At 67.4% G+C, this 22,809-nt stretch carries 18 protein-coding genes and 2 pseudogenes; 8 read left to right on the forward strand and 12 right to left on the reverse strand.

Annotation, left to right across the window (positions count from 1 at the left end; genetic code table 11):
• Nucleotides 1–66: 66 nt before the first annotated feature.
• Nucleotides 67–1,403 (forward strand): annotated as a pseudogene (locus tag ACFYXF_RS10100) (helix-turn-helix domain-containing protein).
• On the opposite strand, the gene ACFYXF_RS10105 reads toward ACFYXF_RS10100, so the two are convergent.
• Nucleotides 1,381–1,914 (reverse strand): NUDIX hydrolase, encoded by a 534-nt coding sequence (locus tag ACFYXF_RS10105; RefSeq protein ID WP_053741481.1) that lies wholly within the window; start codon nucleotides 1,912–1,914, stop codon nucleotides 1,381–1,383. The pseudogene ACFYXF_RS10100 and the gene ACFYXF_RS10105 overlap by 23 nt on opposite strands.
• A gap of 634 nt (nucleotides 1,915–2,548) precedes the next feature.
• Between ACFYXF_RS10105 and ACFYXF_RS10110 the strand changes: the two genes are divergently transcribed.
• A complete protein-coding gene (locus ACFYXF_RS10110; RefSeq protein WP_389349090.1) occupies nucleotides 2,549–3,016 on the forward strand; it encodes a hypothetical protein in 468 nt (155 codons plus the stop codon).
• 759 nt (nucleotides 3,017–3,775) lie between these two features.
• On the opposite strand, the gene ACFYXF_RS10115 is transcribed toward ACFYXF_RS10110, so the two are convergent.
• The 3 genes from ACFYXF_RS10115 to ACFYXF_RS10125 form a co-directional block, all read right to left on the reverse strand.
• The gene (locus ACFYXF_RS10115) at nucleotides 3,776–4,891 is read right to left on the reverse strand and encodes a hypothetical protein (RefSeq protein ID WP_389349091.1); all 1,116 of its coding nucleotides are present in this window, start codon (nucleotides 4,889–4,891) and stop codon (nucleotides 3,776–3,778) included.
• 197 nt (nucleotides 4,892–5,088) lie between these two features.
• Nucleotides 5,089–6,072, reverse strand: coding sequence for a tetratricopeptide repeat protein (locus ACFYXF_RS10120; protein ID WP_389349092.1), 984 nt, complete (start codon nucleotides 6,070–6,072; stop codon nucleotides 5,089–5,091).
• 429 nt (nucleotides 6,073–6,501) lie between these two features.
• Nucleotides 6,502–7,125: a hypothetical protein gene (locus ACFYXF_RS10125; protein WP_389349472.1), complete on the reverse strand. Its 624-nt coding sequence runs from the start codon at nucleotides 7,123–7,125 to the stop codon at nucleotides 6,502–6,504.
• Here ACFYXF_RS10125 and ACFYXF_RS10130 point away from each other — a divergent pair.
• Nucleotides 7,070–7,405: pseudogene (locus ACFYXF_RS10130) on the forward strand (glycogen debranching protein); the annotation flags it as partial. The gene ACFYXF_RS10125 and the pseudogene ACFYXF_RS10130 sit on opposite strands and share 56 nt — an antisense overlap.
• Here ACFYXF_RS10130 and ACFYXF_RS10135 read toward each other — a convergent pair.
• Entirely contained in the window at nucleotides 7,372–8,547 is a 1,176-nt protein-coding gene (locus tag ACFYXF_RS10135; protein ID WP_389349093.1) for a hypothetical protein, read from the reverse strand. The pseudogene ACFYXF_RS10130 and the gene ACFYXF_RS10135 sit on opposite strands and share 34 nt — an antisense overlap.
• Before the next feature lie 180 nt (nucleotides 8,548–8,727).
• On the opposite strand from ACFYXF_RS10135, the gene ACFYXF_RS10140 reads away from it, so the two are divergent.
• Nucleotides 8,728–9,618 (forward strand): calcium-binding protein, encoded by an 891-nt coding sequence (locus tag ACFYXF_RS10140; protein ID WP_389349094.1) that lies wholly within the window; start codon nucleotides 8,728–8,730, stop codon nucleotides 9,616–9,618.
• Nucleotides 9,619–9,709: 91 nt separating this feature from the next.
• On the opposite strand, the gene ACFYXF_RS10145 is transcribed toward ACFYXF_RS10140, so the two are convergent.
• Entirely contained in the window at nucleotides 9,710–12,676 is a 2,967-nt protein-coding gene (locus tag ACFYXF_RS10145) for a SpoIIE family protein phosphatase (RefSeq protein WP_389349095.1), read from the reverse strand.
• 276 nt (nucleotides 12,677–12,952) lie between these two features.
• Here ACFYXF_RS10145 and rutA point away from each other — a divergent pair, with 276 nt between their 5' ends.
• From rutA to ACFYXF_RS10160, 3 genes are all read left to right on the forward strand, one after another.
• Nucleotides 12,953–14,035, forward strand: a complete 1,083-nt coding sequence (rutA, locus tag ACFYXF_RS10150) for a pyrimidine utilization protein A (RefSeq protein WP_389349096.1) — start codon at nucleotides 12,953–12,955, stop codon at nucleotides 14,033–14,035.
• On the forward strand, nucleotides 14,032–14,694 hold the full coding sequence (locus ACFYXF_RS10155; RefSeq protein ID WP_389349097.1) for an isochorismatase family protein: 663 nt from the start codon (nucleotides 14,032–14,034) through the stop codon (nucleotides 14,692–14,694). Before rutA ends, ACFYXF_RS10155 begins: the two co-directional genes overlap by 4 nt.
• Nucleotides 14,695–14,808: 114 nt before the next feature.
• Nucleotides 14,809–15,543, forward strand: coding sequence for an ATP-grasp domain-containing protein (locus ACFYXF_RS10160; protein ID WP_389349454.1), 735 nt, complete (start codon nucleotides 14,809–14,811; stop codon nucleotides 15,541–15,543).
• Between the two features lie 144 nt (nucleotides 15,544–15,687).
• Here ACFYXF_RS10160 and ACFYXF_RS10165 read toward each other — a convergent pair whose 3' ends face one another.
• A complete protein-coding gene (locus ACFYXF_RS10165; RefSeq protein ID WP_389349098.1) occupies nucleotides 15,688–16,014 on the reverse strand; it encodes a hypothetical protein in 327 nt (108 codons plus the stop codon).
• A 208-nt stretch (nucleotides 16,015–16,222) separates the two neighbouring features.
• Nucleotides 16,223–16,348 (reverse strand): hypothetical protein, encoded by a 126-nt coding sequence (locus tag ACFYXF_RS10170; RefSeq protein ID WP_389349099.1) that lies wholly within the window; start codon nucleotides 16,346–16,348, stop codon nucleotides 16,223–16,225.
• On the opposite strand from ACFYXF_RS10170, the gene ACFYXF_RS10175 reads away from it, so the two are divergent.
• Nucleotides 16,347–17,063, forward strand: coding sequence for a carbonic anhydrase family protein (locus ACFYXF_RS10175; protein WP_389349100.1), 717 nt, complete (start codon nucleotides 16,347–16,349; stop codon nucleotides 17,061–17,063). The genes ACFYXF_RS10170 and ACFYXF_RS10175 overlap by 2 nt on opposite strands.
• Here ACFYXF_RS10175 and ACFYXF_RS10180 read toward each other — a convergent pair.
• The 4 genes from ACFYXF_RS10180 to ACFYXF_RS10195 form a co-directional block, all read right to left on the reverse strand.
• A complete protein-coding gene (locus tag ACFYXF_RS10180; RefSeq protein WP_389349101.1) occupies nucleotides 17,038–18,096 on the reverse strand; it encodes an alpha/beta fold hydrolase in 1,059 nt (352 codons plus the stop codon). The genes ACFYXF_RS10175 and ACFYXF_RS10180 overlap by 26 nt on opposite strands.
• 159 nt (nucleotides 18,097–18,255) lie before the next feature.
• Nucleotides 18,256–19,290: a hypothetical protein gene (locus ACFYXF_RS10185; RefSeq protein ID WP_389349102.1), complete on the reverse strand. Its 1,035-nt coding sequence runs from the start codon at nucleotides 19,288–19,290 to the stop codon at nucleotides 18,256–18,258.
• A 160-nt stretch (nucleotides 19,291–19,450) separates the two neighbouring features.
• The gene (locus ACFYXF_RS10190) at nucleotides 19,451–21,460 is read right to left on the reverse strand and encodes a beta-galactosidase (protein WP_389349103.1); all 2,010 of its coding nucleotides are present in this window, start codon (nucleotides 21,458–21,460) and stop codon (nucleotides 19,451–19,453) included.
• Entirely contained in the window at nucleotides 21,457–22,797 is a 1,341-nt protein-coding gene (locus tag ACFYXF_RS10195; protein WP_389349104.1) for a glycoside hydrolase family 36 protein, read from the reverse strand. The genes ACFYXF_RS10190 and ACFYXF_RS10195 overlap by 4 nt, the downstream gene beginning before the upstream one ends.
• Between the last annotated feature and the right edge of the window lie 12 nt (nucleotides 22,798–22,809).

A 22,809-nucleotide genomic window follows, 5' to 3' on the forward strand; every position in this document is an offset into this window, starting at 1 on the left:
GGTAACATCACGGGAAGTAGAGAATCAGCGACGTTGCGTAGCCCTCGCAGTGTGGGAGCTTGCCCGATGCCCGACGCCGACCTGCCGCAGGAACTGCCTGCCAGGCTCCTCACCGATCCCGAGATGATCAACGCGTGCCGGGTACGGGACTTCGGCAGAGTCTTCCGACTGGTGAAGGTACGGGCGGGCATCTACCCGTCGATGATCGCCAGGCGATGCGAGCTGACACCCAGCCGAGTCGGCGAAGTGATCGCCGGGCGCCGCCAGTTGCTGCACATGGACGTCGTCGAACGCATCGCGGACGGCCTGCGCATCCCAGGACACATGCTCGGCCTTGCCCGTCGCCCCTGGGAAACACCCCAGGCTCTCGTGGTCACGGAGCGAGAGGCACCGCAAGCGCCGGAGCCAGCACAGCAGACCCCCGCGTCTGTGCCGGGGCCGGACGTGGACAGCATCCTGGCTCTGGCCACTCGAACGAGCCTCAGCACAGCCACACTTGCAGCGTTCCGGTCCTCCATCGAGGACTACTGGCGGCGGGACGACCAGCACGGCGGCGAGGCTCTGAGGCCGGCCATCGTCGGTCAGCTTCGGCATGTTGTGGGCTTGTTGAAGGAGAGCCGACCGCCGTCCATCCAGAACGGCCTGTACGGAATCGCGGCCGAGTTGGCGCGCCTCACCGGCTGGACCTACTTCGACGCCCGTCAGTACAGCCAGGCCCGCGCGTACTTCACCGAGGCCCTGCAACTGGCCAAGGAGATCGACGACCGTTCATGGCCAACGTCCTGGCCTGCATGAGCTTGCAGGCTACGTACCAGGACAAGCCGGGGGACTCCCTGGCACTCGTGACCGCCGCTCAGGATCAGGCCCGTCCAGCTATCGGCACCACGCCGCGTGTCATGTCGATGCTGTCCATGCGCGAGGCCTTCGCCCATGCCACTCTCGGCAACCGGGACTCCACTCACCGGGCGATCGGGGAGGCACACCGCCACTTCGAGCAGATCCAGGCGAATGACCCGGACCCGTCGTGGGTGACCTACTTCGACGAGCTGAAGCTCATAGTGGACACCGGCATTGCTCACGGCCGACTGGGGGAGGTCGCGACAGCGGAGCCCTTGATCGCGGATGCTCTGCGGCGGGAGAACAGCACCAACCACCGTGGGCGCGCTTTTCACGCGTTCTGGCTGGCCCGTACGCAGTTGGACCAAGGGAAGCTGGCCCAGGCGTGCCACACCGCCACTCAAGCTCTGGAGCCCGCCTCGGTGGTGTCCTCCCAGCGAGTGTCGGGCCATCTCCGGGAGTTCTACGAACAGTTGGCCCCGCACAGGCGGGAGCCCGTAGCCCTGGCCTTCGAGGCACGACTACGGGAACTCCTCCCACCGGTCAGCGGATCGCTTCGTCCATGAGCACGTAGAGGAGGCCTACGAGGGATCCGCTGCTCACGATCTCGCGGCGGTCGATCATGCCGCGCACCTCGCTGAGGGGGATCCACTCGATGCGGTCCGACTCGTTCTTCTCCGTGGGCGGGCCGTCGTAAGTGGCGCCGTCCGCGCGGAAGACGTGGTGCTGCGAGTCGGTGATCCCGTTGGCCGGCTCAGCGTAGATCAGCGGCTTGATGGGACCGGGGCGCCAACCCGTCTCCTCCAGGACTTCACGAGCCGCCGCCTCTTCAGGAGACTCGCCCTCCTCGACCAGGCCCATGGGCAACTCCCAGGCCCACGAGTCGGTGATGAAGCGGTGCCGCCACATCATCAGCACCTCCTGGCGGTCGTTGACCACGGCGGCCACGGCCAAGTGCCGGAGGCGAACGACGTGGTACTCCCACCTGGCCCCGTCAGGCTGCTGAACGTCGACCAGACACAGATTCACCCACTTGTTCGTGTAGATCTGTCGCTCACCGTGGGTCTTCCACTCCATGCCTTCGGCCCCTCTCGATCGGGCTCTAGGATCTCAGACCGGGGTGCAGGTGGGTGCACGCGCGGCTCTTTTTACGTCACTTTGACGAGATGCCCTTCATGTGCACCTTCCTCCGACTGGAGCGGCCAAGCGTCAGGCAGAGGGAATGGTGGATGGAGTACACCAGAGAGCACCAGCCTGGGAAGCGCGGGTCTTCTGGCGCAGCTGAGGGATCTTGGACGTCCGCGACTCGGCCGACGACAGTCAGCCACGACGCCGGGTGCGTCGGCCATTAGGCGCGTGTGTGCCTTGCTGCACCCCAGCGGCCTCAGCCACGCTACGGGTTTATGTCGTCGACCAAAGCACTTAGTTGGCTGCGATAAGTCTCTTGAACCCTCAGCGTAGGGAAGCTGTGACTTCTAGGCTGAGATTTGGCCCTGACTAGCACAAATTGTCGGCCTACGCCTTCATCGGCGGGCCTGCATCGCTCGATCTGCCGGTGTTGTGGTTCGAGTAGGAACACGTACGGACCGAAGTGGGGCAGGCTCGTTCTGTTGTTTAGTAACTTGTGCCGAGCTCTCCCACATCCGGGATTACTATCGACGATCTCTGGGTATCACGGTCACACCAAAGCGAAGACGCCGGGAGGTGCGTGATGTCGCAGACTGCTCAAAACATCCCTTGGACAGCTACAGCTACTGCCGTGGTAGCAATTTCAGCCTTCATGCTTTCCGCAATTAGCCTAGCTTGGCAGTTCACTTCTTGGCGTTGGTCTGGAGCCGCCGTCAAAGTATCCATTGATTTTCGGGAAGTAGTAGGTTCTGTGACGGGGAGATCCCATGTCGGGTTCATCACTGCGTCAAATGCGGGAAGGGGGGCTTGCCAGGTTGCTAGCTGGTGGATTGAAGACGGGACGGATAAGAGTATTTATGTTGCCAACTTGGAAGAGGGATCAGCAGCTCGGCCAGAAAAGCTAGATGGGCTTCACGAGGTCTTTTGGTTCTTTGTTAGTGGACCGCTCATCGAGAATTGCCGAAGAAAGAACGTCACTCGTGTTCGCCCCGTGCTGCAGATCGGTTCCGGGAAGAAGATCAAAGGTAAGTGGGTGAGCATTCCCTTCTAATGAAAAGCAAGGGATTATGTCACAGTATTACTACGAGGGGGGATTATGATTCTAGCCTTCAAGCCAGATTGGGGAACCGTTCCGGCTTGGTTCGGTGGACTGTCTCTGGTGCTGGCTCTTGCCATCTTTATGAAAGACCGGGGTTCGGCAGACCGAAAAGAGGTAAATCTCGTAGGAGCGTGGTGGAAGGCAGAGTGGGAAAGAAGGATGCCCCTAGATGGCACTGAGAGGGCTGGCACGGGAACCGTTAGTTTGCATTTCAGCAATGCGGGAAATCTCCCTATTGAGATCACGCAAATCGCTTTTGAAGTTAGGACTAAATGGGCTGTTAGGGATCTGGAGCAGTGGGAGAGGGAGCCTGACGGCAGTTTGAAAACAGAATTTGGAATTTGGGTGGTGCAACCGGGAGTCGGGTCTCACAAACACTTTATTTCGAATGTTCGAATCCCGCCACTGGAGAAGGTAGACAGCGAAACTCCGGTCGACGTCGGCGATCTTGCTCCCGAGCACGCTGACCAACTTGAGTTGTTCGAAGGAATTACGTGCAAAATTCTATGGATGCTCATAGTTGACAATGCTGGCCGCCGATGGGAAGTCCGTCCAGGTGTAGGCCGTAGCGCAAGGCGGATCCGGTGGTATCACCGTCGACGCGAGCACCAACCACCTGAATTTTGGACAGCTGCTAGTAGGCTGCGGAAACTTGTGTGGGATATTCACGTTTGGTCGATCGAGAGGCGGAACTCTTTGCGATGACACTTCCTAGTGTTCTCCACCCCACTTGTCGAGCATTGCGGAAGTTGCAGTGCCGCACTGGTGCACCATTTCAATAAAGGAGGCCGCGTCGTGCTGGGGGAAATAGATTGGAACGAGACCAAAGAAAGGCTGCGAAAGATCTACCCTGGACATTGCAACAGAAGGTGGCAGGTTATAGTGCATGAGAGTATTACGAAAAGGCTTTGCGCCTCTCTTCATGATCGTCTGTGCGGCTTCCATATTTACGATACTCGATGCAGTAGCTGCGGATAGATCCGTAAGTCCATAGGTGCCATCGTTCAGCAGAATTTGCAAGCTGCGCAAAACTTGATAGAGGCAAAGATATGCAATCTTAAAATCGGTGTAGTCGACACGCTGTCGATCGATAGCGGATGTGAGCACCAAATTTCCAAAATTGAGCAATGCCTGGAAAGTTGTAAGAGTGGCGTTGATTTCCGGTGTTTCCCGCCCGTTGAAAACCCTGCGGTAGTACCTTCTGGCGCGCACATCGCGATCGCTTAGTTCTGAATATCTCAGAGACTTGAAGAAAGTATCTGGACCGGGATCGTTGAGGTCGGCTCCCAGGCTGCCAAAAAAGGCTCCGTACTCTCGAAAAGTCTCTCGGAAATAGGTGTCGGAGTCGACTGCAAGTGCCTTCCTTGGTTCGAACCCGAGATGGAATGTTGCCGCATGCGTTGTGCTGATCAGTCGCCTACCGTAGCTGTATAGGCCCAAATCGGTTTCAAATGGGCGCGCCAATGGAAGCCACGTGTTGCCGAGGAACGCTTCGGAATGTGCGGTAAAAATTTCATCTCGGAAATACGAGATCTGCCCATTAATTCCGCGCTGCGTGTCCTCGAAAAGCTTCAAGGAATGCCGAGATCGGGCGCTAACTGCGAGCGTCTCGCTGGTTATTTCTGATGAAATGCCGGGACTAATGTCTTCCAGCTTCTGCAGTGATTCGTGCATCGCTAGGGAGAAGTACGGAACCATGCAGAAGGCGATCACGGAGCTCAAGAAATCGTCGGTGCAGTCCTGTAGGTCCCGTGCGAAACGGCCGAAATACTCGGCGTCGCTAATTACTCCCTGCCAAATCGCGGCAGTTCGCATTTCCGTTTCCATGAGGCATGACTATGTCAGTGCATCCTTGCTGCTGTCGAACGACTTTGAGGTAGTTGGCTCTGTGCATGACACCAGGATCAGTGGCGCGGATTGAGAACCATGATCGTAAACGGGATGCATGGTCGCGGAGCCGACCGCTTCCACCCGCGAGGCGCCCCTCTTGGCCTCAAGCGGCTAATTGCTGTGCCGCGGCGTGTTCAGTTCTCGCTGATGCGGCGGGCCTTGGCCACGAGCCTCTGGGGCAGACCTGGCCCCGCGCACGCGTAGTCGATCAGTAGGTCCCGGTAGGAGGTGTTCGTGAGCTCAGGCGTGAGGTCGATCAGGGCTCGCAGGTCGTCGGGCGAGCCGGACAGGCGGGTGCGATAGGCGGCACCCGCCGCGCGCAGTGAGGCTTCGTGTGGTTCGTGTTGTACGCCCTGTTCGACGAGGGCCACCGCTGCGGCGAAGTCGCCTTGCAAGGCACGCACGTCGGCGAGGTCCAGGTAGAGGGACCAGTTGGTGGCATCCAGAGTCAGGGCCTGTTCGAAGGCCGCCGCAGTCTTGTCCAGGTCGCCCATCGCGCGCCAGGTGTTCGCTCGTGCGACCGCAGTCCACATGACCCGATCGACGGCATCGGCGCGGTCGCAGAGGGTGAAAGCCAACTCGTAGCAGCCGCAGGCACGGGGCAGCCGGGCCATGGCAGCCAGCGACTCCGGTACAGGACTGCGTTCGGAGACCACGTCGAGGGCATGGAACCAGGGAGCGAACCGTTCCCGCATCTCTTCGGTGTTCAGGTTGTGGCCGTAGTCCAACGTCCGCAGACACGCCTCTGCCAACGCCTCGGCACTCACCGCGCTGAGGAACCGGGGATCGCCGAACCAGGGAGCGACGCCCCACGCCACGGAGGGCCGCACCCCCGTGACCGAGCCGAGGGCCATCACCGCGTTGTCCATGTCCCCGTCGAGGAACAGGAAGTACGCCTGCGCCAACACAGCGCTCAAGGAGCCGTCCCCTTCGAGGCCCTCCTTCAGTGCCGAGCGCCGGTCCTGCCACAACTCGGCAAGGGCCGCATAGGGCTCCGGGGCTGCCGGCGCGGAGGCTATCGCCTTCACCAGAAACTCCACGGCGCCGACCGGGTTTCCGCCGCAGTGCGCCATCACACCGGCGAGAGCGACTCCCGCTGTCACTGACTGATTCGACATCGCCGGAGGATATCCCTGGCCAAGGGTTCTGTGGAACCTTCCGCTTGCACGGCAGGGCAGCCATCGACGATCCGGAAGTGACGGCAACCCTGACGGCAACGACGGCACACAGCGGCCTGTGATCACGACCGTCGGCGATCACTCCGGGAGGAGGCGGGCCACCCTCCCAACGAGCCGCCCGATCCTACGGATCAAAAGGTCGCAGGTCTCCGGGCGGAAAACACCGCCAGTGGATCCCGTGTGGACCACGCTGCTCGCGAACCGTGCGAGGTCTGCACCCTGTACCCGCTCCGCCCCTACCGAACAGGCCGTAGGCGGGTTGCCCCGAGCGGCCTGAGGGAACCGTCTTGAAATCCGTTCGGGAGCATCGTCCAGCGAGGCTGCCCACGTCCCACGCAACCGGCCGATGGTCTTCCTCCCCTGTCCCGTTCAGTACCGCTTGTTGTTCGGGTTTTTGTCCAGCGCGCTGGTGGACGCCACCGTCAGCTCTGTACGTGCGCCCCGTCCGACCTGCCGTGTGAACCCCCACGGACACCCCCGTACCGTCAAAGCACATTGGAAAGCGTGTTGGGGGGGGCAACTCCTCACGGGTTCCCATCTCGTATCCGGCGCCAGCACCTCGCCCACCACGACCTCGGAGGGCCCCACCCTTCGCGGCGGGGCCCTCCGACAGCCTGCTGTCTCAGCTGGCTGCTTCTTCGCCAGCCGCGTAACCGCCACCTGGCCGATCGCCGGTGCGTACAGGGAGCGTTGGTCGTACTGGTTGTAGGTGTCGCCGTCGAAGTCGGGGAGTTCCTCCGCCGTGAACGTGAGGCGGTTCGTGCCTTTCTTCAGGGTGACCGGGACAGTCAGTTCGCGGAAGTCGTTGGAGTGGAAGGTGGTTGGGAAGAGGATTCTGCGGATCGGGCCGCCGTTGATCGACAGGTCGGCGTGGCGGGTGATCTGGTCCGGGTTGTAATGGTTGGCCGGTGCCTGTTCGGCGTTGGAGGACGAGATCAGTGCCGTACTGGCCGAGCGGATCGAGGCCCATCCGACACCGCACGGCCTCGCCACCGAACCGCCCGACTCCCCGCATTACCTGTCCGACGGCTACTGGCGAGGCCCGATCTGGGCCCCGGTCACTGTCCTGGTCAAGGACGGTCTGCGCCGCACGGGGTACCTACGGCTGGCCGACGGGACGAGATCAGCGCCCGTTTCCGTGCCCTGTGCGAGATGTACGGCTACGCGGAGAACTTCGACACCCTGACCGGCACCGGCCTGCGCGACCGCGCCTATCGCCGACACCTGGACCGCCAGCAGCTACCTCCCCCTCCCCGAGGCCCACGAGTCGCGGCTAGGTAAGTCCGTCGAGGCCCGAGGGGCAGGGACCGGTGGCACCGGAGAGCGCCTGCGTCGTCGGTCCCGTACCGGACAGAGCAGGACGTACGACGTCGAAACGACCACGAAGCCCAGGCGGACCAGGCCGCGGGCCGCGTCGTCGGGGACGGCGAAGACGCTGCCGTACAGGGTGATCAGGGCGATCCAGCTCCACCAGGGGACCAGTCGGCGCTGTCCGATCACGTCCCAGAGGAGGGTGCCCAACAGGACCGACGCCGTGTAGTACGTGTAGACGCTCGGGTCGAGGACGATGCGGGCGTTGGCCCCGAGCAGGACGACTGCGGGCCAGCGTCCGCGCCACACCGCGACGCAGCCCAGCGCCAGACCGGCGGCCGCCTGGGCGGGGCGGACCCAGGGCGGGGTCACCGGATCGCCGACGCCGAGGCGGCGCAGCGCGGACGCGGGCTGGTTGGGGATGACGAACTCGGCGGCGGCGAACGAGTGCGGGGCGCCGAGGAAGAAGGGCAGCCAGACGACCGCGATCAGGGCCGCACAGCAGACAGTGGCGCGCGGCCATTTCGTTCTCGGCAGGGCGAGCAGGAGAGGGAGGAAGGCGAGGGCGGTCGGTTTCGAGTCCACGGCGAGGGCGAGGAGGACACCGGTCGCGGTCGCGTCTCCGCGGGTGAGGGACCGTACAGCTAAAGCCGTGAAGAAGAGGGCCAGTACGTCGTCCAGGTGGCCGAAGCGGACGGCGACCTCGATCCACATCGGGATGAAGGCGAGGCCCGCGATCAGCACGCGCTGGCGCAGGCGTTGGTGGTTGGTGCCGGTGCCCAGGAAGTACTGGGCGGCGCTGCGGCCGGCCACGACCAGGATCACCAGGCCGAGGAACGACATCACGGCGGCTGCCAGGAACTGGCCCACGTGCTCCGGGAAGGGGTTCAGCAGGCCCGCCGCGAGGAAGCTGACGGGGCCCATCTGGAGTTCGGGGTGGTGGGCGTAGAGGTTCAGGCCGCCGTCGGGGCTGCCGGGGCGCTCGTAGATCAGCTCGCCGCCGGTGCGGAGGTAGTGCCAGGAGAAGCCGCCGTGCGGCTCGACCAGGGCGAACCAGAGGATCGTCCAGGCGGTGAGCAGCACGAGGTGGCCACGCTGGCCCATGACCGGCACCTGACTCCTTGCCCCCTCGTCCCGTTCGGCACCTCCTGTAACTCAGCCCCCTCCTATAGAGGGGCGAACGGCGACAAGGGTTCGCTCCGGAGCACAACCTCCGCCCCGGGTCCGCTGTCTAACGGGTAATCAGAATCCACACCACGACACCCGCGAAGGGGCTGCTCCCGCATGCCTACGAACAGCAAGAACAGCACGAACAGAAGGATCGCCACCGGCACGACCACCGCTCTCACCCTCACCCTCGCTCTTGGCGCCGCCGCGCTCACGGCCCCGGCCGCCCAGGCGGCCACCCCGAGCGCCGGCACGCTGCGCCAGACGGCAGGCGAGCTCTGGTACAAGGCCGCCGCCGGCCAGTCGAACCGGCTGACGGTCTCGATGAAGATCGAGTCCCGCGACGGCGCGAACGACGTCTACTACCTCCTCACCTTCCGCGACCGCGACCCCATCACCATCGACAAGAGCGCGGCGGACAAGTACGAGTGCGTGCACCCCTCGGCGACGGACCACACGTTCGCCCGCTGCGCGGTCCACATCCCGGTGGGCTCGGACGACACCGACATCTACGACGTCGACCTGGGCGACGGCAACGACACCGCGACGATCGCCGCCAACAACCACGCGTACGCCACGATCTACGGTGGCAAGGGCAACGACGTGCTGATCGGCAACGGCTACACCGTGCTCTACGGCCAGGACGGCAACGACCGCACCGTCGGCGGGGGCGGAGTGTGGGGCAACGGAGCGCGCGGCGGGGCCGGGAACGACGTCCTCACCGGCTGCTCGGTCGCGTGCTACGGCGACGCCGGCAACGACTCGCTCACCGGCGACGTGGACGAGGACGGCGCCGACAACACCCTGAGCGGCGGCGACGGCAACGACGTCCTGTACGGGAGGTCGGGCGACGACGTCCTCTACGGCGGCAAGGGCAACGACCGCCTGTACGGCGAAAAGGGCAACGACACCCTCTGGGGCAACAGCGGCAACGACGTCCTGCACGGCGGCCCGGGCAGGGACACCCTGTCGGGCGGCCCCGGCACCGACAGAGTCTACCAGAACTAGCCGGTCTTTGAGTCTTTCAGGGGCGCGGGGAACTGCGCGACCAGCCCCCACCGCCCCGCGGCGACCCAACTACCGGACAACCAGGGAGGGCTCAGTTCAGATCCCCGAGCCCTCTCAACTCCGGAAAGTCATCGAACTCCCCAGGGTTCAAGAACATCAACTCCAACTCGTCATCCCCCGCCCCGACTTCACGCCGATCCACCGGCGGCTGCAACGCCTGCTCCGTCCAGATGCACTTCCCGTTGGGCGTGTACCGCGTCCCCCACCGCTGCGACAGCGCGGTGATCAACTGCAACCCCCGACCCCCCTCGTCCGTCTCCGTCGCCCGCCGTATCCGCGGCATCGTCAGACTCCCGTCGAACACCTCGCAGATCAGCTCCGCACCGTGCAGCAACCGGAGTTGGAGGGGCCCCTTGGCATGCCGTACGACGTTCCCGACCAGCTCGCTCGCCAGGAGTTCCGTCGTGGCCGTGAGGTCGTCCAACCCCCAGACGGAGAGCTGTTCGCGGACATGCCGGCGTGCCTGCCCCGCCGCTCTCGGGTCCTCGGGCAGCGGCCAGCTGGCGACCCGGTCGCCGGTCAGGGCGTGCAGCCGGGCGATGAGCAGGGCCGCGTCGTCCACGCTCGGATGCTCGGCGGGGAGCAGTCCCGCCGTGAGTGTGTCGCAGAGCTGTCCGAGGTCGTCCTGCTCGCCCGCCTCGTACGCACCTCTTAACAGCCGGGCCAGTTGACCCATGCCCTCGTCGATCTCCCGCTTCGACGACTCGACCAGACCGTCCGTGTACAGCACCAGCAGGCTGCCCTCGGGGACCTTCAACTCGACGGTCTCAAAAGGGGGTTCGGCGGCTCCGAGGGGCGGGTCGGCGGTGAGGTCGGGGAAGTAGACCGTGCCGTCGGGGTGGACGACCGCGGGCGGGGGATGTCCGGCGCGGGCGATGGAACAGGTCTGGGTGATGGAGTCGTAGAGGGCGTACAGACAGGTGACGTACGACTCCTCGCCCATGTTGCCGACGATGTCGTTGAGATGGCTCATGATCTCGTCGGGCGGCAGTTCGAGGTCGGCGAGGGTGTGGACGGCCGTGCGCAGCCGGCCCATGGTGGCCGCCTGGGGCAGGCCGTGGCCCATGACGTCGCCGACGACGAACGCGACCTGGCCGCCGGAGAGCGGGATGACGTCGTACCAGTCGCCGCCGACGTCCATGCCCTGGGCGGCGGGGAGGTAGCGGGCGGCGGCCGTACAGGCGGGCAGGTCGGGCAACTCGCTCGGCAGCAGGGCGCGTTGGAGTTCGCGGGAGCGGCTGCGCTCGTCGTCGTAGAGGCGGGCCCGCGCCAGGGCCTGGGCGACGAGGGCGCTGGTCGTGGTGAGGAGGGTGCGTTCCTCGTCGGTGAAACCGCGCGGGCGGTCGAAGCTGACCGAGCAGACGCCGAAGGTGTTGCCGGACGCGGTCAGCGGCAGGAACGCCCAGGCCTGCTTGCCGCTGCGCCCGGGCAGGTCGGCCAGCGCGGGATAGTGGACGACGAACTCCGCCGCGGACGAGAAGAACGCGGGGGTCTCGCCGCTGATCACGTCGAAGCTGGGCCAGCCGGGTGTCAGCGGGGCGTTGCTGACCACGTCGAGGAAGTCGTCCTCGTAGCCGATGGCTCCGACGGTGCGCAGCCGGTGGTCCTCGATGGTCTGGACGATGAGTCCGGAGGCGGCGAAGGGCGGCAGTACGCGCCGGGCAACCGCGTCGACGACGTCCCGCGCGGTGGTCGCCTTGGCAAGGGCCGCCGTCAACTCCGCTATCCGGGCGGCGCGTTCGGACGCGGCACGCTCGGCGGCCTGGCTCTCCTCCGCGAGCCGCCGCTTCTCGGTGACGTCCTGGAGATAGAGGGTGCGGCCGTCGGGGCCCGGGACCAGTCGCAGGTGGTAGCGGCGGCCGGTGCCGGGCACACGTATGTCGAAGCCGGTCGGCTTGTCCTCGGCGGCGGCCTTGCGGCAGCGGCGCTCCAGGCCGGGCAGCTCGCGCACGGTGGGCAGGTCCCAGAGGATGCGCCCGAACAGCTCGTCCTCGGAGAGGCCGAGGGTGCGTTCGGCCTCCAGGTTGGCGAAGGTGATCCGCCAGGTGTCGTCGACCGCGAGGAATCCGTCGCTCATGTGCCGCAGGGCGCGGCTGAGCGCGTCCCGGGCGGTGCGCGACTCGTTGCTGTCCCAGCCCATGCCGATCATCCGCAGGGGCTCGCCGTTCTCGTCGTACGTGGCCCGGCCGCGCGCCTGGTGCCAGCCGTACGTCCCGTCCAGGCCCCGTACGCGGTACTCGGCCTCGAACACCGAGTGGCCGCGGATGGCCTGGTCGACGAGGGCGAGGGTCGGCCCGAGGTCGTCGGGGTGGACGCAGCGCATCCAGTTCTCGACGCGGGCGGTGTACTCCTCGGGCCGGGTGCCGTACAGCTCCATCGCGGCTTCGTCCCAGATGAGTTCGCCGTTGGCGATGTGCCAGTCCCAGGAGCCGACCCGGACCTCCTTGAGTGCCTGGCGCAGCCGGTCGCCGCTCAGCTCGGAGTGGACGGGGCCGGCCGGCGGGGGCGCCTGGACCATGCGTTCCTCGGTCCAGGCGACGACGGCCCGCAGGAACTGCCACTGGGCGGGCGTCGGTTCACCGCGGTCGCCGGTGATGACGGTGAGGGCGCCGATGCTGCGGTCACCGCGGATGACGGGCACGGCGGCGAGTCCGCTGCCCGGTATGGGCGCGCTCGACGGGCAGATCGGGACCGTGGGGTCGGCGCGCTCGGCCGCCACTCCGGGGATCCACACCCCGTGCCCCTCGCGGTAGTCCTCCTGCAGGGCGCGGGCGGGGGCCAGCGGGCCCTCCTGGTCGATGATCTCCCAGGCACCGGTGAGGGCGGTGGGCAGACCGGTGGCCGACACCAGGCGCAGGGCCGACATGGGACCTCGGAGGTGAATCGTTCCCCCGAGCGCGCCCAGCTCGGCCACGGCGTGCTGGAGAGCCAGCCGGAAGACCTCGCTCTCCGCGACCCCGGGATCCACCGAGCTGAGCAGTGCCAGCCGTGCGTTCATGCTTGAAGTTTTACCGTTTCCATCCCACCTGATGCGCGGCTTTGCAGGAATCTCACCGACACCCACGGCCACCTTCACCGGACATGGAGGCAGATCCTACGGAGCCGTACGGGCACCAACAACCGTGCCCTCAGGGCAAGTTGTGTGACATATCACCGTCATAGCGGCGATGTAGCGTCCCATTGACGGACAGTTGAGATTTGAACGTAACTGACTGTCGAGCGCTTCATATCGAAGCTTCTGTGTCGAGAACCGCACAACCGAGGAGCGATTCGCGTGGACATCGGCGTTTTCATCCCCATCGGCAACAACGGCTGGCTGATCTCGAAGAGTTCGCCGCAGTACATGCCGAGCTTCGAGCTCAACAAGGCGATCGTGCAGAAGGCGGAGGCCCACGATCTGGACTTCGCCCTGTCGATGATCAAACTGAAAGGCTTCGGCGGTGAGACGGAGTTCTGGGATCACAACCTGGAGTCGTTCACGCTGATGGCGGGCCTGGCGGCGGTGACGGAGCGCATCAAGCTCTACGCGTCGACCCCGATCCTGGCCCTGCCCCCGGCGATCGTCGCGCGCATGGCGGTCACGGTCGACTCGATCGCTCCCGGCCGCTTCGGCATCAACATCGTGACGGGCTGGGCCCCCGGCGAGTACGCGCAGATGGGCCTGTGGCCCGGCGACGACCACTTCGGCAACCGCTATGCGCGAGCCGTCGAGTACGTCACCGTCATGAAGGACCTGTGGCGCGACGGCGTCACCAACTTCAAGGGCGACTTCTACGAGATGGACGACTGCGTCCTCTCCCCGCGCCCGACGAACGGCCACATCGACATCGTGGCGGCCGGCCAGAGCGGCACCGGCATGAAGTTCGCGGCGGAGCACGCGGAGTACAACTTCATCCTGGGCAGCGGCGTGAACACCCCGACGGCCCTGTCGGGCAGCACGGCGACGCTGGTGGAGGAGGCGGAACGAACGGGCAGGGACGTGGGAGCCCTGTCGCTGTTCATGATCATATCGGCGGAGACGGACGAGGAAGCCCAGGCCAAGTGGCAGGACTACCACGACAACGCGGACCGCGCGGCGCTGGCGTACATGGCCGGCGAGACGGAGGCGGACACGACGTCCACGGGAACGTCGACGGCCCGCACGATCGCCCTGCCCGAGGGCGCGGTCAACTTCAACATGGGCACGCTGGTCGGCTCGTACGAGAGCGTGGCGAGGATGCTCGACGAGGTCGCCGCGGTGTCGGGCACGAAGGGCATCATGCTGGTCTTCGACGACTTCCTGGAGGGCCTGGAGAACTTCGGCACCCGCATCCAGCCGCTGATGAAGTCGCGCGCGGGGAGGGGGAGTTCGGCATGAGTGCGGCGGGTTCCCAGGAGTCTCAGAGGTCTCAGGAGGATGACTATGAACGGGCGGGACTGGCGGGCCAGTTGACGCCCGGCACCTCCCCCGCCCTCCTCCTGGTGGACCCGGCGCGGGCGTACGTCGATCCGGCCTGCCCCCTCTACGCGGGGGCGGGCGCGGAGGACGCGGCGAAGGCGATGCGGGAGTTGCTGTCCATGGCCCGCCGAGCCGGAATCCCGGTGATCGTGACGCGAGTCGTGCTCCGCCCCGACGGCAGCGACGGAGGAGTCTTCTACCGCAAGGTGCCGAGCCTGCGGGTGTTCGCGGAAGGAAGCCCGTACGGCGACTTCATCGAGGGCCTGGCCCCGACGGACACGGACCTGACGGTGACGAAGCAGTACCCGAGCGCCTTCTTCGGCACGGCCCTGTCCACGTACCTCACGTCCCAGGGCCTCGACACCCTCCTCATCGCGGGCCTGACGACCAGCGGTTGCGTACGGGCGACAGCGCTCGACGCCATGCAGCACGGTTTCGTTCCGGTGGTGGTGGAGGAGGCGGTCGGGGACCGGGACGCGAGGGTGCACGAAGCAAACCTGTTCGACATCCGGCACAAGATCGGTGAGGTTTGGGGGATGGGGCGGGTGGAGGCGTACCTGGCCCGGGGCGGGATCTGACGCGGGAGGGGACGGCTTGTGAGCGGCGCCGACGGGCGGAGGCCGGTGTTCCTCACCTCGGGACACCGGACCAGTACGACGGTGCTGCTCGCGGAGGCGGCGACCGGGCGGGGGATGGAGGTGCGGTCGCTGGCTGACGCGGGGGCCCTGACGGCATCGGCCGAAGCGGCGGTGCACTGGTACGGGGGCCCGCTCGCCGCCGACCGGATCGCCGACACCCTCGCCCTCGGACTGCTGGAACCGTCCGACAGCTGGCTGGCGGAGCTGCCGGAGGAGTTCACGGGACGGCACGTGGAACTGACGACGCTCGCGGAGGCGTGGCAGGGCCGGCGTCCTGTGTTCGCGAAACCGCCGAGCGACAAGTCGTTCCCGGCGGCGGTGTACGCGGACGGCTCGCGGCTCCCCCGTACGGGCGCGGGAGTCGCCCCGGACACGACGGTGCTGCTGTCGGACATCGTCACGTTCGCGGTCGAGTACCGCCTGTTCGTACTCGACGGACGGGTGACGGCCGGGAGCCGGTACGCGGTGTACGGCCGCCTCGATCCCGCGCCGCTCGACGGGGACGTACACGAGCGGGAGGTACGCCGGTTCGCGGACCGACTCCTCGCCGAGGAGCGGGACTCCCTCCCGAGCGCGGTCACCGTCGACGTCGGCCTCGTCCGGGATCCCGACCGGGGAGGACACGAACGGTGGGCGGTGGTGGAGGCCAACATGCCGTGGTTCTCGCACAGTTACGCGGCGCGGGTGGAGGGGGTGCTCGATGTCGTACTGCGGGCGGCGGGGCCTCGGGGGCGGGTCGGGCGGGGGGACGAGAGGTTCCTGAGGGCGGGGCCACGGGTGTTCGGGTGAGGGACGAGGCGTTCACAAGGCCGTGTTGAGGCGAACCCGCGAACCATGGCTCGGGTTCCGCCTGTATGGCACACCGACCGCAGACACTCCGGCAGACCTCCGGGGCGAGCGTGTGCTCAGGCGGACCCGGCGCTCCTCCAAGTCTCATTGGGCGTGGTGCAGCCAGCGCTGGAGGGTGTTGTTGACGTCTGCCGGCAGGGCGCTCAGCCGGTCGATGACGGCACGGTCTTCGGGCATCGGAGGGATACCGGCGACGGTGAGTGCCGCGTGCAGGGCGAGGCGTTGGTGGTCGTACGGGGTGAGGGGGTAGTCGAGGCGGTGGGCGGGGTTGGGCGGCGGCAGGAAGTAGTCGAGGTCATCGCAGGGCTGGGCGGCAGTCGGCCAGGCATCGTCACCGGGATGTGCGGCGTACGGGTCGACGACGGCACACAAACCGAGGCTCTCGTTGTTCCAGGGGATCAAGGTGGTCATCTCTGTCTCCTCACCGGCGAATTGCGGATCACAGGTCCAGAGCCCCACAAGGACCGCTTCGGTTGCGGCCGCGGCCGTACGTCACGCTGACGGCGCCATCGGCTGCTGATCACCTGGTGTGACCAGCAGACGGCTGCCTCTGAGGACCGTGTTGCCCGTTCAGCAGTACGGGTGACCTTGCGAGTTCGGGCGTGGCGGCGCGGGGAGGCTATGCGGTGACTCCTGCCAGGACCTCCGCCAGACCCTCCGTCAGTGCCTCCGCCAGACCCTCCGTCAGTGCCTCCGTCAGTGCCTCCGTCAGTGCCTCCGACTCAGCCGAAGGTGTTCCACCCATGTCCCAGACCCCACCCACGCCGTCCGCCGAAGACTGCCCGCCGCCGCGGAGCCCCGTCGACATCCGCCCGCAGGACACCGACTGCTCGGCCCTGCCACCGCTGCGGTTCCGCCATCCGGCGAGGCTGGACATGGAACTGCACTACGCGAGCCCGAAGCAGCACTGTCGCGGCTGCGCTCGGGACAACGAAGGCACCGTGAAGGCTGTTCCGGTGCGCGAACAGAAGTGCCTGCTGAGCGTGGGCGACGACACCTACGAACTGGAAGACGTGCACTGGCACACGCCGTCCGAGCACACCGTCGGTGGAGTGGCGTTCCCGCTGGAGCAGCACATGAAATACAAGCGCGAGGTCGAGTCGGGGGAGGCCGAGTACACGGTCGTCGCCGTCTTCGTGCATCCGGGGCAGCCCAATGACTCCCTGGACCGGCTGCTGTCCTCGGCCCGCCCTGCCGAACACTCCAAGGGCTCCTGGGAGGTCGCCGCCGTCCAGCTCGACACCCTCCTTCCGACCTGCACCGAGTCCTACCGCTACCTCGGTTCCACCACCGTCTGTCCCTACACCCCGGGGGTGCGCTGGAACGTCCTGACCCACCCCGTGCAGGCGTCCACCGCCGCCCTGGAGCACTACCGCGAGGTCTTCCCCAAGGGCAACGCCCTGGACACGCAGCCGCTCGGTGACCGGCGGATCGTCAGTGACCGCCATCGCTGGTGGTAGCGGCGGCGGGCAGGGAGGGCAGGGACTTGAGCCAGTCCGTCAGGAGGGCGTTGGTCTCCGCCGGGCGCTCCTGCTGGAGCCAGTGGCCGCAGCCTTCGAGGATGTGGGAGCCGGTGAGGGCGGGGAGGGTGACCGGGTAGGCCTTGATCGCGTCGGCCAGCCAGGTGGTGGAGGCGTCGAGGGCGCCGCCGATGAACAGTGACGGCTGGGTGACGGGGGCGCCGGTGTGCCCGCCGTTCGTCAGGTCCTCCCAGTCGCGGTCCATGTTGCGGTAGCGGGCGAGCGCGCCCGTCATGCCAGTGCGCTCGAACTCCCCGGCGTAGACGTCGAGTTCGTGGTCGGTGAGCCAGGCCGGGCGGCGGTCGCGGGGGAAGCGCTCGCGCAAGGTGCCGTCTCCTCCATTTCCTCCACCTCCTCCCTTTCCGCCGCGCGTCACGAAGTGCGGGTCCGGGGCGCCGGGTTGGGGCATGGTGTCGGCGGAGAGGGCGGCGTAGAAGCCCGCCAGCCAGCCTCGTACGTCGGGCTCGATCTCGGCCTCGGCGCGGCCGGGTTCCTGGAAGTAGGAGACGTAGAACTCCTCGTCCTCGCCACCGATGTGCGCGAAGACGTCGCTGGGGCGGGGTCCGCCGGGCGGGGTGTACGGCACGCTCAGCAGGGCGACCGCGCGGAACACGTCCGGGCGGAGCAGGGCGGAGGTCGCGGCGATCGTCGCGCCCCAGTCGTGGCCGACCAGTACGGCGGAACGCTCCCCGAGGGCGTGCACGACGGCCACGTTGTCCTCGACCAGGTCGAGCATCCGGTACGCGCTCGTGTCCTCGGGGCGCGAGGAACGGCCGTAACCGCGCACGTCGATCGCGACGGCACGGTATCCGGCGGCGGCCAGCGCCGGGAGCTGATGCCGCCAGGAGTACCAGGACTCCGGGAACCCGTGCAGCAACAGGACCAGGGGTCCGCTGCCCTGTTCGACCAGGTGGATCCGGCCGGCGGGGGAGGGGACCAGGCGGTGGGTGAGGGGGTGCGGGTGGGGCGGCACGAGGCCTCCGTACGTCGGCGATGAGCGACCGTTGGCGGTCACCGGCAATCGTGCGGCGGGGGGTCCGACGTACGCGAGGTCTGTTGCCGGTTCGGCAAACCGGCTCCCGGGGCCCTTCACTCCTCAGGGTGAACATCGCCAACTTTGTCAGGCGTACGCTCAGCCGACCGCCCTCACCGCCAGCCATGCGACGAGTACGGCGATCACTACCGCCGTCGCCGCGATGCCCGCGAGGCGGACGACGCGTTGCTTCGCGGGCCGTCGGACGACCTTGAGGGTGCCGCCGGTCTCCGGGCGTTCGGGGAAGGCGAAGTACACCCACTCCTGGTCCCCGACGACCATGACACGGGCGACCGGCAGGAAGTGGAGGGTCGCCCGGCGTGCCACTTCCCGCTTCGCGCGGGCCAGTTGGGGTTCGACCTGAGTACGGAGGGTGTCCGGCAGGTCGGCCGGGAGCTTGTCGGTGGCGTTGCTCAGGCTCTCCCGGCGCCAGCCTGCCCGCCGGGTCGGCCACCAGAGGTGGGCCGGGGTCGGAACCCGTTCCTGGTCCGACTGCACGGGGTGGGTGATCACCGCCTCGACGAAGGTGGTGAAGAACCCTGTGCCCGCGCACGGCTTGTGCCGGACGCGTTTCGAGCCCCCGCACGCGTCGCAGGGGCGGTGTCCCTTCCCCTCGCAGACACGGCAGGTCATCGTCTGCCGGCCGAAGCACTGGGGGCAGGCCATGTCGTGCGCGCCGCAGCGCCTGCACCAGTCGGTTCTGGTCCTGGCCTGGGTACGAGCGTTCGCGGGCGGCTTCCGGCTGCCCCGGTTGCGGGTGCCGCCGCACGACCAGCACGCGTCGGCGCCACCGCCGCAGCCCGCACACTTCACCCGCTTCGGGCAGTCCTGCGTACCGCTCCCTCCGCACGCGTCGCAGTCCCGCTTGCCTGCGGCACAGTCCGGACACGGCTCCTCGGCGACCGAGCCCCCGAGTACCAGTTTCACCGGCGGCGACGGGGCAAAGCCGGCGGGTACGTCGACGGGATGGGTGGGAAGGTCGACGTAGGTCGGTCGCTTGGAGATCTGCTTCAGCCTCTTTCCCGGCACCCGCCTCTCCAGCCCGCCGTGCCGCTCTTCGAACCGGCGGTCGATACGGAAGTCGAGCAACGGATGCCTGGTCAGCCCCGCCGTGCCGGGAACGATGAGTCGCACCCCACGACCCCGCCCGGACAGGTAACGCTCAACGGCCCGGAGCAGCTCTTCGTCGGACGGTTCGGACGGTGCCGTAGCCAACCCTGCTCCCCTGGTCGACGATCCAGGAGAGCAGAGTACGAGCCACCTGATACCCCATCAAGAGGGCGTACATGGACACCTATTGACGCCCGCGAGGCTCCCGCACCACCGCCACCCCACCCGCCGGAACCCGCACCGAACGACCCACCACCCGTTCCCCGGTGAGCAGTTCGGTCGCCCCCTCCGCCACCGCGACCTCGGCCCCGTCACCCGCGTGGTCGATCAGGAAGAGGAAGTCGGCATCCGGGCCCCGCCGCACCACCGCCTCCACCCCCGCCGGAGTCTCCCGCGCCGCCCCGACCCCCGCCTCCGCGCACATACGCCCGAGCAGCGCACCCAGCGTGGACGCGTCCGGCCGGGTCGCCACATACCAACCCACGCCCGCACCCACCGAGTTGCGTGTCACCGCCGGGACACCGGCCAACGGACCGTCCTCGTACGACAGCACCACCTCCGCCCCCGCCAGCCGCAACCGCTCCGACCACAGCGACCCGGTACGGCCCTCCCCCAGCCCCACCGACTCACCCGGCAGCAACGGGAACAGCTCGTCCGCCCGTACCCCGAGGGCCTCCCGGAACGCGCCAGGGTAACCCCCAAGCCGCACATGGCAGTTGGCGTCCACAGCCCCGCTGTGGAAACCGACGGCCAGCGTGCCGCCGCCCTCCGCGTAGCCGATGAGATTGCCCGCACCTGCCTCGTCCACCAGGTACAGGCTGGGCGCGAGCACCAGCCGGTATCCCTCCAGCTCATCGCCCGGGCGTACGAAGTCCACCGCCACGCCCGCCCGCCACAGCGGCTCGTACCAGTCCCGTACGAGGTCCTGGAAACGGAGTTCGCCGTTCGGCTGGGAGGGGAGTTCCAGGGCCCAACGGGCGTCCCAGTCCCAGACGATGGCCACCGACGCCGTGCCCTTGCTCCCACGCACCTCCGCCAACGCCCGCAGATCCGCGCCCAGTTGGACCACGTCACGCCAGATCCGGCTGTCCGTGCCGGCGTGCGGAAGCATCGCCGAGTGCCACTGTTCCGCGCCCGCCTTCGCGGCCCGCCACTGGAAGTACGCGATGCCGTCGGCTCCGTGGGCGACATGGGCGAGGGAGTTGCGGCGCAACTCCCCTGCCGTCTTTGCCCTGTTGACCGGCTGCCAGTTCACCGCGCCCGTCGAGTGCTCCATCAACAGCCAGGGGCCGCCCGCCAGCGAGCGCATCAGGTCGCCGCTCAGCGCGATGTCGATCTCCGACTCCGGGTCCGTCGAGCGGAGGTAGTGGTCGTTCGAGACGACGTCCAGCTCCGGGGCCCAGCGCCAGTAGTCCAGCGCGTCGAAGTTGTACATCACCATGAAGTTGGTGGTCGCCGGAGTCTCCGGCGCCGCCGCCCTCACCGCATCCCGCTCCGCCTTGTACAGCGACAGCAACTCGTCGCTGCAGAAACGGCGCCAGTCCAGCTGGTGCGTCGGGTTCGGGACCGCGCCCGTCGCGCGCGGCGGGATCACCTCGGCCCAGTCGTAGTACCACTGGCTCCAGAAGGTCGTCCCCCAGGCGTCGTTCAGCGCGTCCAGGTCCCGGTACTTGTCCCGCAGCCAGCGGCGGAACGACTCCGCGCTCTCGTCGCAGTAGCAGGCGGGGTTGTGGCAGCCGTACTCGTTGTGGATGTGCCACATCGCCACCGCCGGGTGGTCCGCGTAGCGTTTCGCCAGCGCGCCCGCGATCCGTAGCGCCGCCTCACGGTAGGCCGGGCTGCTCGGGCAGAACGTCTGGCGGCTGCCGTACGACAGTCGGCGGCCGTCCTTGTCCACCGGGAGCGCCTCTGGATGGGCGCGGAAGAACCAGGCCGGCGGCGCCGCCGTCGGAGTCGCGAGGTCCGCCGCGATGCCGTTCTCCTGGAGCAGGTCCAGGAGTCGGTCCATGCGCGTGAAGTCGTAGACGCCCTCGGCCGGTTCGAGCAGTGCCCAGGAGAAGATGCCGACGCTCACCATGGTGACCCCGGCCTCGCGCATCAGGCGCATGTCCTCGGCCCAGACCTCCTCGGGCCACTGCTCCGGGTTGTAGTCACCTCCGTACGCGATTCCGGGGAGGGCGAGTTCGCGCTTCATCGGTCAACTCCGGTCAGGAGGCGACGTGTTGTCTCCACGCCCCACTCGTCAAGGGACAACAGGCGGTCGCTCGACGCCATCAGGCCGCCGGTCGCCTCGACGTGCGCCGCCCAGCGCTCCCGCGTCTCCACGGCCGGGCGGGCCATCAGACAGTCGGGGTCGTTGACCCAGAGCCGGCCGTGCTGCCACTGGCGTCCCACGCCGGTGAACTCGGCGGCGTCCTGGCCGGGTTGGGAGTAGTCGTCGGCCTCGGGGCGGCGGTGCGGGGCGGTGTCCGCGCTGACCCGCATCGCGTCGAACAGACCGAGGGAGGGGAGGATCGGGGCGCCGCAGCCGAGGAGATAGGAGTCCGGGCCTATCGCCTCCCGGATCAGGGCGATACCCGCGCGGTACGCGGCCACCGCGGCCCGCTCGTCCCCGTCCCCCTCATGCCGTACGCCCTCCAGCGCGCCCGCGTACAGGAAGTCGACCTTGAAGTAGTCGTAGCCCTCGGCGCGCAGCGTCGTGAACACCTCGGTCAGGTACGCCGCCGCGGCCGGGTGGGTCGTGTCCAGGACGTACAGGTCGTGCCCCCAGTTGCGGCCCGCGTGCAGCGGCGCGCCCTGCACGTCTCTCACCAGCCACTCCGGGTGTTCCGCGGCCAGTTCGCTGCTCGGGTCGACCAGGAAGGGGGCCGTCCAGATGCCCGCCCGGCGGCCGTTGGCGCGGATGCGGTCGGCTGTGCCGGCCCGGGAGCGGAAGCGGCCCGAGAGGGTGAGCCAGTCGCCGAGCGCCTTCTGGTAGCCGTCGTCTATCTGGACGACGTCGATGGGCAGGTCGAGGACGTCCATCGCGCGCAGGTTCTCGTGGATGTCGTCCTCGGTGACCTCGGTGAAGTACTCGTACCAGGAGCACCAGACCGTGGGCGCCGGGCGGGGTGCCGGGAGCCCGAGCCCCTCGGCCCAACTCGCCAGTGCCGCCTGGATGTCACCCTCGTACTCCGAATACTCCAGCGACTCCACCGGGCCGTCCGCGCTCACCTCCGCCCGGCCGCCCTCCCTGAACTCCAGGCGTATGGAGGGGACTTGGCGGGTCGGGTCCGGTGCCGCCCACAGGCGTACCGGGGAGCCGTCGCCCGGGTCCAGGGCGAGCAGGCCCTCGCCCTGGAAGACGCCCTCGGGGACGGGATGTCCGGGGCGGTAACAGACCGTCGCCCAGTTGTCGTTCGTCGGACGGTACGGCTTGTCGCCCGGGGCGTAGGTGCCGCTGGGGCTCCAGGACTGCCAGCCCTCCTCGTGGACGCGGGCGCGACTGACGTCCACGGGTATGGAGGCAACGGGCGTGAAGGGGAGGGGCACTTGTCGTTCTCT

Source organism: Streptomyces sp. NPDC002680, assembly GCF_042889145.1.
GTDB classification, from domain to species: Bacteria; Actinomycetota; Actinomycetes; order Streptomycetales; family Streptomycetaceae; genus Streptomyces; species Streptomyces adonidis.

Coding starts and splice junctions, on each gene's coding strand:
- ACFYXF_RS10105 (WP_053741481.1), bottom strand. CDS start 1,914: ATGGAGTGGAAGACCCACGGTGAGCGACAGATCTACACGAACAAGTGG.
- ACFYXF_RS10110 (WP_389349090.1), top strand. CDS start 2,549: ATGTCGCAGACTGCTCAAAACATCCCTTGGACAGCTACAGCTACTGCC.
- ACFYXF_RS10115 (WP_389349091.1), bottom strand. CDS start 4,891: ATGGAAACGGAAATGCGAACTGCCGCGATTTGGCAGGGAGTAATTAGC.
- ACFYXF_RS10120 (WP_389349092.1), bottom strand. CDS start 6,072: ATGTCGAATCAGTCAGTGACAGCGGGAGTCGCTCTCGCCGGTGTGATG.
- ACFYXF_RS10135 (WP_389349093.1), bottom strand. CDS start 8,547: ATGGGCCAGCGTGGCCACCTCGTGCTGCTCACCGCCTGGACGATCCTC.
- ACFYXF_RS10140 (WP_389349094.1), top strand. CDS start 8,728: ATGCCTACGAACAGCAAGAACAGCACGAACAGAAGGATCGCCACCGGC.
- ACFYXF_RS10145 (WP_389349095.1), bottom strand. CDS start 12,676: ATGAACGCACGGCTGGCACTGCTCAGCTCGGTGGATCCCGGGGTCGCG.
- ACFYXF_RS10155 (WP_389349097.1), top strand. CDS start 14,032: ATGAGTGCGGCGGGTTCCCAGGAGTCTCAGAGGTCTCAGGAGGATGAC.
- ACFYXF_RS10160 (WP_389349454.1), top strand. CDS start 14,809: ATGGAGGTGCGGTCGCTGGCTGACGCGGGGGCCCTGACGGCATCGGCC.
- ACFYXF_RS10165 (WP_389349098.1), bottom strand. CDS start 16,014: ATGACCACCTTGATCCCCTGGAACAACGAGAGCCTCGGTTTGTGTGCC.
- ACFYXF_RS10175 (WP_389349100.1), top strand. CDS start 16,347: ATGTCCCAGACCCCACCCACGCCGTCCGCCGAAGACTGCCCGCCGCCG.
- ACFYXF_RS10170 (WP_389349099.1), bottom strand. CDS start 16,348: ATGGGTGGAACACCTTCGGCTGAGTCGGAGGCACTGACGGAGGCACTG.
- ACFYXF_RS10190 (WP_389349103.1), bottom strand. CDS start 21,460: ATGAAGCGCGAACTCGCCCTCCCCGGAATCGCGTACGGAGGTGACTAC.